Below are 13,755 nucleotides of genomic sequence, written 5' to 3' on the forward strand. Positions count from 1 at the left end.
CGGGCCGTGCGGGAGAGGCGCAACGAAATCCGGACAAGCAACAAGAATCATCGACAACCAGGCCCGGACCACCGGGCGGCGAGACAAACCGCTCGACCCCGAGCGCCTTCAACATCCCAATCAGCAGGACGGGTGGTACCCCATGCCCATCATCGAATCCCGCATCAATCCGCGGTCGCAGGACTACACCGACAACGCCCGCGCCATGCAGGCGCAGCTGGACGACCTGAGCCAACAGCTGGCGCAGACCGCGCTGGGCGGCAGCGAATCCTCGCGCGCCAAGCACGTGGCGCGCGGCAAGCTGCTGCCGCGCGACCGCGTCGAGCAACTGATTGATCCGGGTTCGCCGTTCCTGGAACTGTCGCCGATGGCGGCGCACGGCATGTACGACGGCGACGCGCCGGGCGCGGGCGTCATCACCGGCATCGGCCGCATCGCCGGCAACGAATGCGTGATCGTCTGCAACGACGCCACCGTCAAGGGCGGCACCTACTACCCGATGACGGTCAAGAAGCACCTGCGCGCGCAGGAGATCGCCGCGCAGAACCGCCTGCCGTGCGTCTACCTGGTCGATTCCGGCGGCGCCAACCTGCCGCAGCAGGACGAGGTCTTTCCCGACCGCGACCACTTCGGCCGCATCTTCTACAACCAGGCGCAGATGTCGTCGCAGGGCATCGCGCAGATCGCGGTGGTGATGGGCTCGTGCACCGCCGGCGGCGCCTACGTGCCCGCCATGAGCGACGAGTCCATCATCGTCAAGAACCAGGGCACCATCTTCCTGGGCGGCCCGCCCCTGGTGAAGGCCGCCACCGGCGAGGAAGTCAGCGCCGAGGACCTGGGCGGCGGCGATGTGCACACGCGCCTGTCGGGCGTGGCCGACCACCTGGCCGCCAACGACATGCACGCGCTGCAACTGGCGCGCGGCGCCGTGGCGCGCCTGAACCGCCAGAAGCCCGCGCCGCTGGCCACCGTGCCGGTGCGCGAGCCGCGCTACGACCCGGCCGAACTGAACGGCATCATCCCCGCCGACACGCGCAAGCCGTATGACGTACGCGAGGTCATCGCCCGCATCGTCGACGGTTCCGAGTTCGACGAATTCAAGGCGCGCTTCGGCCCCACGCTGGTGACCGGCTTTGCCCACATCCACGGCATGCCGGTCGGCATCGTCGCCAACAACGGCATCCTGTTCTCGGAATCGGCGCAAAAGGGCGCGCACTTCATCGAGCTGTGCGCGCAGCGCAAGATCCCGCTGGTGTTCCTGCAGAACATCACCGGCTTCATGGTCGGCCGCAAGTACGAAAACGAAGGCATCGCGCGCCACGGCGCCAAGATGGTCACCGCGGTGGCCACCGCCAACGTGCCCAAGTTCACCGTGCTGATCGGCGGCTCGTTCGGCGCCGGCAACTATGGCATGTGCGGCCGCGCCTATTCGCCGCGCCTCTTGTTCATGTGGCCCAACGCGCGCATCTCGGTCATGGGCGGCGAGCAGGCCGCCAGCGTGCTGGCCACGGTCAAGCGCGACGGCATCGAGGCGCGCGGCGGCCAGTGGTCCGCCGCCGAGGAAGACGCCTTCAAGGCGCCGATCCGCGAACAGTACGAACGCGAAGGCCATCCGTACTACGCCACCGCGCGGCTGTGGGACGACGGCATCATCGCGCCGGCCGACACGCGCCGCGTGCTGGGGCTGGCATTGTCGGCGGCGCTGAACGCGCCGATCGAAGACACGCGCTTCGGCGTCTTCCGGATGTAGAGCGCGCGCCGCGCTCCCCGCCTTTCGCCCAAGAATGATTCCAGTCTGGATAACGCCATGTTCGATACCCTGCTGATTGCCAACCGCGGCGAAATCGCCTGCCGCGTCGCCGCCACCGCCCGCCGCCTGGGCATCCGCACCGTCGCCGTCTATTCCGACGCCGACGCCAACGCCCGCCACGTCGCCGCCTGCGATATCGCGGTACACATCGGCGGCCCCGAGCCGCGCGCCAGCTACCTGCGCGCCGACGCCATCCTGCAGGCCGCGCGCGATACCGGCGCCAAAGCCATCCACCCCGGCTATGGCTTCCTGTCGGAAAACGAAGCCTTCGCCGAAGCCGCCGAACAGGCCGGCATCGCCTTCGTCGGCCCGCCGGCGTCCGCCATCGCCGCCATGGGCAGCAAGTCCGCCGCCAAGTCGCTGATGGAAAAGGCCGGCGTGCCGCTGGTGCCCGGCTACCACGGCGACAACCAGGACCCGCAATTCCTCAAGGAACAGGCCGACGCCATCGGCTACCCGGTGCTGATCAAGGCCAGCGCCGGCGGCGGCGGCAAGGGCATGCGCGTGGTCGACGCGTCGGGCGCGTTCCTGGACGCCCTGGCCTCGTGCCAACGCGAGGCCGCCTCCAGCTTCGGCGACGACCGCGTGCTGATCGAGCGCTATCTGCAGAAGCCGCGCCACATCGAGATCCAGGTGTTCGCCGACACGCACGGCAACTGCGTCTACCTGTTCGAGCGCGACTGCTCGGTGCAGCGCCGCCACCAGAAGGTGATCGAGGAAGCGCCCGCCCCCGGCATGACCGAGGAACGCCGCCGCGCCATGGGCGAGGCCGCCGTGGCCGCCGCACGCGCGGTGGGCTACGTCGGCGCCGGCACGGTGGAATTCATCGCCGAGCCCGATGGCCGCTTCTACTTCATGGAAATGAACACGCGCTTGCAGGTAGAGCATCCGGTCACCGAGATGATCACCGGCCACGACCTGGTCGAATGGCAGTTGCGCGTGGCCGCCGGCCAGCCGCTGCCGGCGCGCCAGGAAGACCTGCGCATCCACGGCCACGCCATCGAGGCCCGCATCTACGCCGAGAACCCCGAGAAGGGCTTCCTGCCGTCCATCGGCACGCTGGCCTACCTGGGCCTGCCGGCCCACGTCGCCTTCGCCAACGGCGACATCCGCGTCGATGGCGGGGTGCGCACCGGCGACACCATCACGCCGTTCTACGACCCCATGATCGCCAAGCTGATCGTGCACGGCGCCGACCGCGACCAGGCCCGCGCCCGCATGCTGCAGGCGCTGGCGCAGACCCAGGCGGTGGGGGTGCAGACCAACGTCGCCTTCCTGGCGCGCCTGATGCGCGACAGCGCCTTCGCCGCCGCGGACCTCGACACCGGCCTGATCGAACGCCAGCGCGCCACGCTGCTGCCCGAGCCGGCGCCGGCCGACGCCGCCACGCTGGCGCTGGCCACCGCCGCCGTGCTGGCCAGCCAGGGCCAGGCGCAATCGGCGCCGCATGCCGCCGCCCCGGCCGATCCGTGGGACATGCACGACGGCTGGCGCCTGGGTGGGCGCTACCAGCGCACCCTGCAATGGGTCGACAACGGCGAGACGCGCCATGTCACCGTCGCGCGCCAGGGCGCCGACTGGACGCTGGACAGCGGCAACGGCGCCCAGCCCTTCGCCTGGCGCGCCGAGGCCGCGACAGGCCTGGCCCGCACCCTGCGCATCACCCTGGACGGCCGCGAGCGCGTCGGCACGGTCGCGCTGCACGCCGACAAGGCCCACGTCTTCGGCGACGGCGGCGCGCGCGTGCTGGACCTGTACGACCCGCTGGCGCACGCCCAGGATACCCAGGGCGAGCATGGCGGCGGCCTGACCGCGCCGATGCCGGGCAAGATCATCTCCATCGCCGTCAAGGCCGGCGACAGCGTCACCAAGGGCCAGCCGCTGCTGGTGATGGAGGCCATGAAGATGGAGCACACCATCTCGGCGCCGGCCGACGGCAAGGTCGAGGAACTGTTCTACGCCGTCGGCGACCAGGTGACGGAAGGCGCCGAACTGGTGGCGATCGGCGCCTGAACGCGCGCGCCGTCGCCGGTTCCCGCGGCGATGGCGTGTCTTTCCGCAAGAGGCATGCATGGCCAGCCAGATGTCCTGCGAGTTGATCCAGGTCGCGCCGTCGGCGCGGCTGGCCGGCATCGTGTCGCACCTGACCGGTTACCGCGAAGGCGGGCAGGGCGCCGGCATGCAGTGGCTCGAAAGCGCTCCCCTGACGGTGCCGCTGGTGATCAGCTTCGGCAGCCCCTTCGGTATCGGGCTGGGCCGCGCCGACGGCCCGGCGCCCTGGTCCAGCTTCGCCTCGGGCCTGTATGCCGGCCCGGTGTTCGTCGCCTCCGACGGCGCCGCCGAATGCCTGCAGGTCGACTTCACGCTGCCCGGCGCCTACCGCTTCTTCGGCGGCATGGTCGAGGACCTGGCGAACCGCCTGGTCGACCTGGGCGACGCGCTGGGCCGCGCCCCATCGGAACCGGTGGCGCATGCCTACCGGTTGCTGCTGCGCGAGCACGGCACGTTGCGCATCGGCGCGCATGCTGCGCTTTCACCAGGCCTGCCGGCTGGCGCAACAACCCGGCAGCGAATGGGCCCAGGTGGCGGCCGCTGGCGGCTATGCCGACCAGGCCCACCTGGCGCGTGAATTCATCGACCTGGCGGGTGAATCGCCGCAGGCCTGGGCGCGGCGCCAGGCCAGGTAACAAATCTTCAAGACCCGGCGCGCGCGTCGGTTCATCATGAAGGCTCCCTCTTGCCCCAGGAGCCAGCCAATGAACCCGAAACCCCAAGAACCGCCCCGCCTGTTTCCCACCCTGCGCTGCCAGGACCCGGACGCCATGATGCGCTGGCTGGCCGACGTGCTCGGCTTCACCGAACTTGCGGTCTACCGCGACGGCGCCGCGGTGCAGCACGCCGAAATGGCACTCGGCAGCTCCATCCTGATGCTGGGCCAGCACCGCGACGACGACTACGGCCGACAGATCGGCGACCCGCAGGGCCGCCGCACCGACGCGCTGTACCTGGCGGTGGACGACCCCGACGCCCTGTATGTCACGGTGAAGGCCAGCGGCACGACCATCGTGGCCGAACCCTACGATTCGCCGCACGGCAGCCGCGACTTCGCCTGTCGCGACCCCGAGGGCAACCTGTGGTACTTCGGCACTTACTGGCCCAAAGCCTAGCGGTCACCCGCCCGCGCCTGCCGCGCGTTCCGCCTGGATGCGCCGCCTGACCTACCCGCCCATGCGGCGCGCCTGGCCGGGGGTATAGCCGAAACGGCGCTTGAACAGCCGCGAAAAATGTGACTGATCCGAAAACCCCCACTGCTGCGCGACCCCGGCCACCGACACCGGCCGGGCCGGGCCGCGCAGCGTCTGTTCCGCCCGGTCCAGCCGCTGTTCGTGCAGCCATTGCATGAAGGTCTGGCCCACGTCGCGGTACAACGCGTGCAGATAGCGCACGGAAATGCCGCAGGCCTGCGCCACGCGCTCCGGCCCCAGGTCGCAATCGGCCAGGTGCCGGCGCGCATAGGCCTCGATGCGGCACAGGTGCGCCGCCCGCACGGCGGAGTCTCCCGGGTCCAGCACCCGCGCATCTTCCTGCACGGAACAGACCAGCAGGTCGACCAGCTGCTGCGCCAGCAGGTCGCGCATCGTGTCTTCGCCGCGGCCGAGCTGGCGGCCGATCAGGTCGACATAGGAAGCGAACAGCCAGCCCGGCCCCTGCGTCGCGTCGAACGACAGCGCGCAATAGCGGCCGGGCTCGCGCAGGTGTCCGCGCATCATCGCGCCCGGCACCTTGAGCACCCACAAGGCATTGTCGCGCCCGTACGAGAATTCATACGGGCTGTGGCCATGTTCGAGCAGGAACGCGCCCGGATGGCAAAGCGTCTCGCGCCCCGCCTGCAAGAAGCGGATGTCGCTCTGGCGCGGCACGGTAATCAGATAGTGTTCGTCGGTGCCATCCCGCAGATGCGTCGCCAGCCGCCGATAGCACAGCGGCGAGGATGCCAGCCGCGACAGCGACAGGTCGCCCAGGTTCCACGAATGCAGCGCCCCGTCGAAACGCCCTGCGTCCTGAAACTGCAATTGCAGGCTGAAATAGGTGCGGCCGACCGCGGTGTCCCAGTAGCGAGCGCGGTCGGCGGCGGCCAGGGAGGCGGTATCGTAGCGGGCGTCCATGATGCTATTCCTCGTGCAAGGCCTGGCGCCCCCCTCCCGTGCCAGGCCCTCTGGTATCAACAGGCCCTAATCTGAATCAGCCGCCATCACGGGTCAATAAGTATGTACCCGAGCCGTGCAGGACGGCGTTCCAGCCGGGGCGCACCACGATCGTCGTCGTGGGCTCTTCAATCACCGCTGGCCCCGCTATCCGATCGTCCGCCAGCAGGCGCAGCCCGTCGTACACCGGCGTGTCGACCCAGGCGCCGTCGGCCTCGAACAGCATCTCGCGCCGGCTGTCGAGCGCGGCCTCGGGGTGGCCGTTGCCGGGCGCCAGGCTTGGCAGCGCGGGCTTGTCGACCTCGCCCACGGCCATCACCTCCAGGTTCACCAGTTCCACCAGGTTGTGCGGCTCGGCATAGGTGTAGAGCTGCTCGTGGCGCGCATGGAAATCCGCCAGCAAGGTCCGCAGGGTCTCGCGGGTGAAGGCGCCCGCGGGCACGTCGACCTGGCACTCGTGGATCTGGCCCTGATAGCGCATCTCCACCTTGCGCGACAGCGAGATCCGTGACGGCGCGAAGCCATCGGCGCCCAGCAACTCGTGGCCGCGCCGCTCCATGTCGCGGAACAATCCATCCAGCCGCGCGATGTCGGCGTGCTCGTCCAGCCGCATCACGGCACTGGCCAGGAAATGGTATTTGACGTCCGAGATCACCTGGCCGAACGCGCACAGGCAAGAAGCGATCTTGGGCACCAGGACGGTGCGGCTGCCGATCTCCTCGGCCAGCGCGACGATGTGCATGCCGGCGGCGCCGCCGGCGCAGACCAGCGCGAAATCGCGCGGGTCGTAGCCGTTCTCGATCGAGATGCCGCGAATGCCGTGCGCCATGTTCAGGTTCACCAGCGTGCCGATGCCATGGGCCGCGCGCGCCAGGCTCAGGCCGAGCGGTTCGGCCACATGGCGCTGCACGGCCGCGCGGGCCCGTTCGCGATCCAGGCGGATGGTGCCGCCCAGCACCGCATCCGGGCGCAGATAGCCCAGCACCATGTTGGCGTCGGTGACGGTGGGGGCTTCGCCGCCCAGGCCATAGCAGGCCGGCCCGGGCATCGAGCCGGCGCTTTGCGGCCCCACTTCCAGCATGCCGAAGGCGTTCAGGTGCGCGATGGACCCGCCGCCCGCGCCCAGCGTTTCCACATGGATCATCGGCACGCCGATGCGATGGCGCAGGAAGTCGATATTGCGGTTCAGGTTGGTCTGGCCCGCGCGGGCCATGGTGATGTCGAACGACGTGCCGCCCATGTCCACCGTGATGATGTTGTCGATGCCGAACGGCGCCGCCACGTACAGACCGGCCTGGGGCGCCGACGCCGGCCCCGAATTGATGGCGTTGACCGCCCGCCGCCGCATCACATCGCCCACCGCGAGGCCGCCGTTGGACTGGAAATAGCGCACCGCGCCGCGCGCCCCGAGGCTGCGGAAGTAATCGTCGATGCGAGCCACGTAGCGCCCCATCACGGGGCTGAGGTAGGCATTGACGATGGTGGTGGAGGTGCGCGTGTATTCGCGCACCTGCGGATAGACCTCGTGGCCGGCGCAGACGAACACATCGGGCATGGCGGCCGCCACCATGTCGCGGGCGCGCTTTTCATGCGCGGCATTGGCCGGAGCCCAGACGAACGAAACCGCCACCGCCTGCACGCCCTCGCGCTTGAAGACCTCGATCGCCGCGCGCACGTCGTCTTCGTTCAACGGTGCGTGCACCGAGCCGTCGGCCAGCACGCGCTCACGCACCGGCCGGCGCAGGTGACGCGGCACCAGTTGCGGCGCGGGCGGATAGTCGGCGTCGTAGCGATAGCCTTCCTCCTTGTGGCCCAGGCGGATTTCGATGCTGTCCTCGTGGCCCGCCGTGCACAGCAGGCCGACCTTCACGCCCTTCAATTCGATCAGGGCGTTCAGCGCCACGGTCGTGCCGTTGATGCACAAATCGCAATCGCGCACGATCTCTTCCACCGGCTTGCCGAGCGCCTGCGACATCTGCGCCAGGCCGGCGGCGATGGCCTTCGTGCCATCCTGCGGCGTCGATGCGCTCTTGAAAAGGCGGATGGCGCCGTCGCGTCCGGCCAGCACGAAATCGGTGAACGTGCCGCCGGCGTCTACGCCGAGGCGATATTGTCCTTGCATGGTGTGCTCCTCAGCGGGGGTCGCGGATGCGTTGCGTGTGGGTCGCGGCAAAGTCGACATTGCCGTCGTCCCCGACGACCACGCCGTACTCGGCGCGGGCCGCCTCGGCCGAAACCAGCCCGTTGCGGATGTCGCGCGCCACCTCTTCCGGGGCGCGGCAATACGGATCGCCATAACCGCCGCCGCCCGGATTGACGTTGCGGGCCCGTTCCCCGGGACTCAGCGTCAGGATGGTGTTCTTGCGGTGCACGGTGACCTGGCCGTCGGTGTGGTGCTGTTCCAGCCGGCCCAGCTTGCGCTCGGGCAGCGTGTTGTAGGCCCCCGCCGCGCCGCCGGTCGGGATCTGGCGTCCTTCGCCGAACGCGACCACCGTCATGTCGTGGCCGATGGGTTCCACTTCCCACACGGTGCCGCTGCCGCCGCGGCGCTGCCCGGCGCCGCCGCTGTCTTCCTGCAGGCCATAGCGATGGATGATGATGGGATAGGCGTACTCCAGCAATTCGATGTCGCCCGAACTGAGGGCGCCGAAACAGCACAGCGGGCCGCAGGCGTGCCAGCCGTCCATCTGGCGCGTGGCGCCCGCGCCCGAGATGATGGAAGCCAGCACCATGGTCACGTACTGTTCCCCCGTCTTGGGATTGACGCCGGCGATGTTGACGCCGCTGGCGTGGCCCCACGACGCCGTCACGCGGTCCGGCGCCGCCGTCTCGAAGGCTTGGCGCACCGCATCGGTCAACGTCTCCATGGGCGTCGTGGTGCAGTTGACGTGCGGCGCGGGCTCGCGCGCATTGCACAGCGTGCCCTGCGGGCCCAGGTCCACGGTGACGCAGCGATACAGCCCCGCGTTGTAGGGCGGCGGCACCTGCGCGAACATCATCAGCCCCAGATAGATGCCCGACAGCGAATTGCCGGCATAGGAATTGATGAAGTAGGGCACTTGGGGCGGACTGTCGATGCGGATGTGGACCGCATCGCCGGTCACCTGCACGCTGGCCGAAATGGTCATGTCGCCATGGCCATGGCCGGCATCCTCCAGGCGCGCCCGGCCTTCATAGAGCCCGTCGGGGATCGATGCGATCAGCGAGCGCATGTGCCGGTCCGCCATGTCCTTGAGTTCGGCGATGGCGGCCTGCACCGTGGCCAGGCCGTACTTGGCGAGCAGGGCGCGCAGATGGCGCTCGCCGACCCGGCAGGCGCCGAACTGGGCGTTGAGATCGCCTTCCTGGTCGCGGCGCGAGCGCATGTTGCACAGCAGCAGATTGACCACGTCGTCGCGCCGCACGCCCCGGTCCCAGAGCTTCACCGGCGGGATCCGCAGGCCTTCGGCATAGAGATCGCGCGCGTCCGGGTTGTAGCCGGCCGGCACCGGGCCGCCGATGTCGGTCAGGTGGCCCTTGCACACCGCCCAGAACACCAGCTGGCCCTCATGGAATACCGGCTTGTACATGCAGCAGTCCAGAATATGGCTGCCCTGGTAGACCGGATCGTTGTGATAGATGATGTCGCCTTCGTGGATATCATCGCCGAAGAAGTCGGCCACGGCCTTCATGGCCGGGATCAGCGACCCCAGATGGATCGGGATGTCCTGGCCCTGCAGGATCATTTCCGGATAGTGGTCGAACAGCGCGTTGCTGTAGTCGTGGGCCAGGTTGAAGACGCTGGATCGGCCCGTTTTCTCCAGGGTCAGCGTCATCTCGCGCTGCGCGGTCTCGAGTGCGCCGCGCACCACGGCCAGCGTGATCGGGTCGACCTGCCCGGCGGTGGCAAATGGCTTGCCCATCGTGTTCCCCTTGTATGGTCGCCATCTTCCCGATGGCTGCAAGGGCAACGTTAATCAGCGCCGCGGCGGCTGGCTTGTACCAGAGCGCACGAAATCTTGGCTGTGAAAGCACAACGACCCGGTGCTTTCCCGCAGGCTCTTAGTTTCCCGTCAGCCGGTTTTCCCTAGAATGCGGGATTCCCATCCCCGCCCGCGCATGCGCCGCGCGTTCCGCCCCGATGCCCGCCCCCGACTCGCCCAGTCCGCTTTACCGCCCCGCCTTCCTGCACTTCCTGTTCGCGCGCATCGGCGCGTCGCTGGCCTTCCAGATCGTCTCGGTAGCGGTGGGCTGGCAGATCTACGCGCTGTCGGGCAGCGCGCTCGACCTGGGCCTGATCGGGCTGGCGCAGTTCCTGCCGATGGCGGCACTGACGCTGGTGGTGGGCCACGTGGCCGACCGCTACGACCGCCGCAAGATCGTCGCCATCTGCATGGCGGTCGAGACCCTGGCCACGCTGCTGCTTGCGATCGCGGCGCTGCACGGCGTCGGCGGCAAGACGCTGATCTACGCCACCCTCATCATCATGAGCTCGGCGCGCGCCTTCGAGGCGCCCACGCTCACCACCCTGATTCCCGCCATCGTGCCGCGCGAATGGCTGCCGCGCGCCACCGCGCTGTCGTCCTCCGGCGGCCAGATCGCGCAGATCGCCGGCCCGGCGCTGGGCGGCATCGGCTACGGCCTGGGGGCCGGCTGGATCTACTGCGTGGCGGCGGCGCTGTACCTGTGCGGCTTCGCCTGCATCGCCAGCATGTCGATCGACCGCGCCCCGCCGCGCCGGGAACCGACCACCTGGCGCACGCTGTTCGCCGGCATCACCTTCATCTTCCAGCGCCGCATCCTGCTGGGCACGCTGTCGCTGGACCTGTTCGCGGTGCTGCTGGGCGGGGCCACCGCGCTGCTGCCGATCTTCGCCAAGGACATCCTGCACGCCGGCCCCTGGGCCCTGGGCGCGCTGCGCGCCGCGCCGGCCTGCGGCGCCATGCTGATGTCGCTGACGCTGGCGCGCCTGAGCCTGGGCGAGCACGTCGGCCGCCTGCTGTTCGGCGCGCTGATCCTGTTCGGCCTGGCCACCACCGTGTTCGGGCTGTCGACCTCGATCCCGCTGTCGGTGGGCGCGCTGGTGGTGCTGGGCGCCGCCGACGCCATCAGCGTGGTGGTGCGCTCGTCGCTGGTGCAGCTGAACACGCCCGACCACATGCTGGGCCGCGTCAGCGCGGTCAACACGCTGTTCGTCGGCGCCTCCAACCAGCTGGGGGAATTCGAATCCGGCGTGATGGCGGCGCTGCTGGGCGCGGTGCCGGCGGTGGTGGTGGGCGGCCTGGGCACGATTGCGGTGGCGGGGCTGTGGATGCACTGGTTCCCGGAGCTGCGCAAGCTACGCACGCTGCATCCCGAATCCGAACCGGCCTGAGCTCGCGCCGCTCACCCCGCCACCTGGCGACTTTCGCCAGGCGATAATTTGTTGCGACGCAACTTTACCCACTCCGCGACCCTGCCTATCTTGTGACCATGTTCAGCCATCGGGTCCTGCCGCTGCCATGTCTTCACCGGATACAAGCCTTGTTTCTGCGACGAAAAAGGTCTGCCGCGTCCTCGCCAGCCTGTCGAGCCGGCGCGTCCAGCGCCTGACCGATATCGCCCAGGCGGCGCAGCTGGACGTGTCCACCGCGCTGCGCATCCTGAAGGACCTGGAAGCCGAGGGTTTCGTGGAGCGAGACCCGGTCAGCAAGCACTACATGCTGGGGCCGCAGGTCTACGCCATGCACCATGCGATGGTCGACGGCCTCGACCTGCGCGCCCTGGCGCGGCCCGCGCTGATCCGTCTGGCGCGCAAGTTCGGCGACACCGTCATCCTGTCGATGCCGACCGGCTGGGAATCCGTCTGCCTGGACCTGTGCTTCGGCGACTATCCGATCCGCGCCAACTACCTGGAGGTCGGCAGCCGCCGACCGCTCGGCATCGGCGCCGGCAGCCTGGCGCTGCTGGCGGCCATGGACGACAGTGAGGCGCAGGCGGTGCTGCCGCCGGTGCACCAACGGCTGCAGGAACGCTACCCGCGCTATCCGGCGCGCCTGATGGAACAGATGACGGCGCGCGCCCGCAAGCTTGGCCATGCCATGCTGCTGGACGTGGTGGTGGAAAAGATGGGCGGCCTGGGCGTGGCCGTGCGCGGCCCCAGCGGCCGCGCCATCGCCGCGCTGAGCGTGGCGGCCCTGAGCGAGCGCGTCGAATCGCGCGAAGAGGAACTGGCCCAGGCCCTGGCGGCCGAAGCCCGCGCCATCGAACGCGCCTGGATGCCCCATGCCTGATCTGCACCACGCCTACCTGCTAGCCGCGGCCACCACGCGCTTCGGCCGTCACGAGGGCCGCTCGGCCCTGGACCTGATGGCCGAGGCCGCCAACGCCGCGCTGGCGCAGTCCGGCCTGCGGCGCGGCGACATCGACGGCGTGCTGTGCGGCTACGCCACCACCTTCCCGCACCTGATGCTGGCCACGCTGCTCAGCGAGAAACTGGGCCTGGAACCGCACTACGCGCACGGCATGCAGATGGGCGGCGCCACCGGCGCGGCCATGGTGATGCTGGCGCGCGAACTGGTGCGCGCCGGACGCTGCCGCCGCGTGCTGGTGGTGGCCGGCGAGAACCGCCTGACCGGCCAGGCCGTCGATGCCTCCATCCAGACCTTGGCCCAGGTCGGCGAGGCCGATACCGAAGTGCCCAACGGCGCCTCGGTGCCGGCCTATTACGCGCTGCTGGCGTCCGCCTACATGCACCAGACCGGCACCCGGCGCGAGGACCTGGCCGAGTTCGCCGCGCTGATGCGGCGCCATGCCGCCAGCCACCCCCATGCGCACCTGAGCGAGGCCATCGGCGTGGACCAGGTGCTGGCGTCCCGGCCCATCGCCACGCCGCTGCACCTGCTGGACTGCTGCCCGATCTCCGACGGCGCGGTGGCCCTGGTGGTGGGCGCGGACGAAGGGCCAGTGCGCATCAGCGGCGCCGGGCAGGCGCACCGCCACCAGCACCTGTCGGCGCTGCGCGACATCCTCGACACCGGCGCGGCGCCCGCGCTCAAGCTGGCCTATGCCGACGCCGGCATCGGCCAGGACCGGGTCGACTACCTGGGCATCTACGATTCCTTCACCATCACGCTGGCCATGCTGCTGGAAGAACTGGGTTTCGCGCCGCGCGGCGGCGCCGCCGCACGCGCACGGCGCGGCGACTTCGATGCGGCCGGGCCGCTGCCGCTCAACACGCACGGGGGCCTGCTGTCGTTCGGGCATTCCGGCGTGGCGGGTGGCATGGCGCACGTGGCCGAGGCCTGGACGCAACTGGCGGGGCGGGCGGGCACGCGGCAAGTCGGCGCGCCGACCTGCGCGCTGGTGCATGCGGACGGCGGCGTGCTGTCCGCCCACGTCAGCCTGGTATTACAAGCGGAGGCTGGCCGATGAACCCGCATGATCCGCTCGACCTGCAACGCTGCGAAGACTGCGGCGCCTGGTGGGCCCTGCGCCCCTACGCCTGCGCCCATTGCGGCGGCACCCGCCTTGCATGGCAACGCAGCGGCGGCGTTGGCGAAGTGCTGGCGCGCACCGAGATCCACCGCGCGCCCGACGCCTTCTGGCGCGCGCACGTGCCCTACGTGCTGGTGCTGGCGCGCCTGGACGAGGGCGCGGTGCTGATGGGCCATGCCGATGCCGGCATCGCCATCAGCCAGCAGGTCCAGGGCCGCGCGATCACGATCGGCGGCCGCCTATTGCTCGGTTTCGAGGCGCGCCGGCCGCCTTGAAGCGCCGCCG

At 69.8% G+C, this 13,755-nt stretch carries 11 protein-coding genes; 8 read left to right on the forward strand and 3 right to left on the reverse strand.

The features are described 5' to 3' along the window. Positions 1 to 142 precede the first annotated feature (142 nt). The 4 genes from I6I07_RS06640 to I6I07_RS06655 all read left to right on the forward strand — a co-directional run bounded on the left by I6I07_RS06640 (position 143) and on the right by I6I07_RS06655 (position 4,977). Complete coding sequence (locus tag I6I07_RS06640; protein ID WP_198486070.1) at positions 143 to 1,750, forward strand: carboxyl transferase domain-containing protein; 1,608 nt, start codon at positions 143 to 145, stop codon at positions 1,748 to 1,750. Between the two features lie 57 nt (positions 1,751 to 1,807). Then, on the forward strand, positions 1,808 to 3,823 hold the full coding sequence (locus tag I6I07_RS06645) for an acetyl/propionyl/methylcrotonyl-CoA carboxylase subunit alpha (protein WP_198486071.1): 2,016 nt from the start codon (positions 1,808 to 1,810) through the stop codon (positions 3,821 to 3,823). A gap of 509 nt (positions 3,824 to 4,332) precedes the next feature. After that, entirely contained in the window at positions 4,333 to 4,497 is a 165-nt protein-coding gene (locus I6I07_RS31635; RefSeq protein ID WP_232625925.1) for a helix-turn-helix domain-containing protein, read from the forward strand. Positions 4,498 to 4,566: 69 nt separating this feature from the next. Next, complete coding sequence (locus I6I07_RS06655; RefSeq protein WP_198486072.1) at positions 4,567 to 4,977, forward strand: VOC family protein; 411 nt, start codon at positions 4,567 to 4,569, stop codon at positions 4,975 to 4,977. Between the two features lie 51 nt (positions 4,978 to 5,028). Here the strand turns inward: I6I07_RS06655 and I6I07_RS06660 are convergent, their stop codons facing one another. From I6I07_RS06660 to I6I07_RS06670, 3 genes are all read right to left on the reverse strand, one after another. Beyond that, positions 5,029 to 5,976 carry a helix-turn-helix domain-containing protein gene (locus tag I6I07_RS06660; RefSeq protein WP_232625926.1) on the reverse strand — a complete coding sequence of 316 codons (948 nt, stop codon included), beginning with the start codon at positions 5,974 to 5,976 and terminating at the stop codon, positions 5,029 to 5,031. Positions 5,977 to 6,052: 76 nt separating this feature from the next. Further along, positions 6,053 to 8,137, reverse strand: coding sequence for a hydantoinase/oxoprolinase family protein (locus I6I07_RS06665; RefSeq protein WP_198486073.1), 2,085 nt, complete (start codon positions 8,135 to 8,137; stop codon positions 6,053 to 6,055). A 10-nt stretch (positions 8,138 to 8,147) separates the two neighbouring features. Beyond that, positions 8,148 to 9,917, reverse strand: coding sequence for a hydantoinase B/oxoprolinase family protein (locus I6I07_RS06670; RefSeq protein ID WP_198486074.1), 1,770 nt, complete (start codon positions 9,915 to 9,917; stop codon positions 8,148 to 8,150). Positions 9,918 to 10,135: 218 nt separating this feature from the next. Between I6I07_RS06670 and I6I07_RS06675 the strand changes: the two genes are divergently transcribed. The 4 genes from I6I07_RS06675 (at position 10,136) to I6I07_RS06690 (ending at position 13,745) form a co-directional block, all read left to right on the forward strand. After that, a complete protein-coding gene (locus I6I07_RS06675) occupies positions 10,136 to 11,368 on the forward strand; it encodes an MFS transporter (RefSeq protein ID WP_198486075.1) in 1,233 nt (410 codons plus the stop codon). Positions 11,369 to 11,495: 127 nt separating this feature from the next. Further along, positions 11,496 to 12,266, forward strand: coding sequence for an IclR family transcriptional regulator (locus I6I07_RS06680; RefSeq protein WP_198486076.1), 771 nt, complete (start codon positions 11,496 to 11,498; stop codon positions 12,264 to 12,266). Next, positions 12,259 to 13,407, forward strand: coding sequence for a thiolase family protein (locus tag I6I07_RS06685; RefSeq protein ID WP_198486077.1), 1,149 nt, complete (start codon positions 12,259 to 12,261; stop codon positions 13,405 to 13,407). The genes I6I07_RS06680 and I6I07_RS06685 overlap by 8 nt, the downstream gene beginning before the upstream one ends. Continuing rightward, a complete protein-coding gene (locus I6I07_RS06690) occupies positions 13,404 to 13,745 on the forward strand; it encodes a Zn-ribbon domain-containing OB-fold protein (RefSeq protein WP_198486078.1) in 342 nt (113 codons plus the stop codon). The genes I6I07_RS06685 and I6I07_RS06690 overlap by 4 nt, the downstream gene beginning before the upstream one ends. The last annotated feature ends 10 nt before the right edge of the window (positions 13,746 to 13,755 follow it).

This window comes from Achromobacter deleyi, assembly GCF_016127315.1.
Taxonomy (GTDB): Bacteria; Pseudomonadota; Gammaproteobacteria; order Burkholderiales; family Burkholderiaceae_B; genus Achromobacter; species Achromobacter insuavis_A.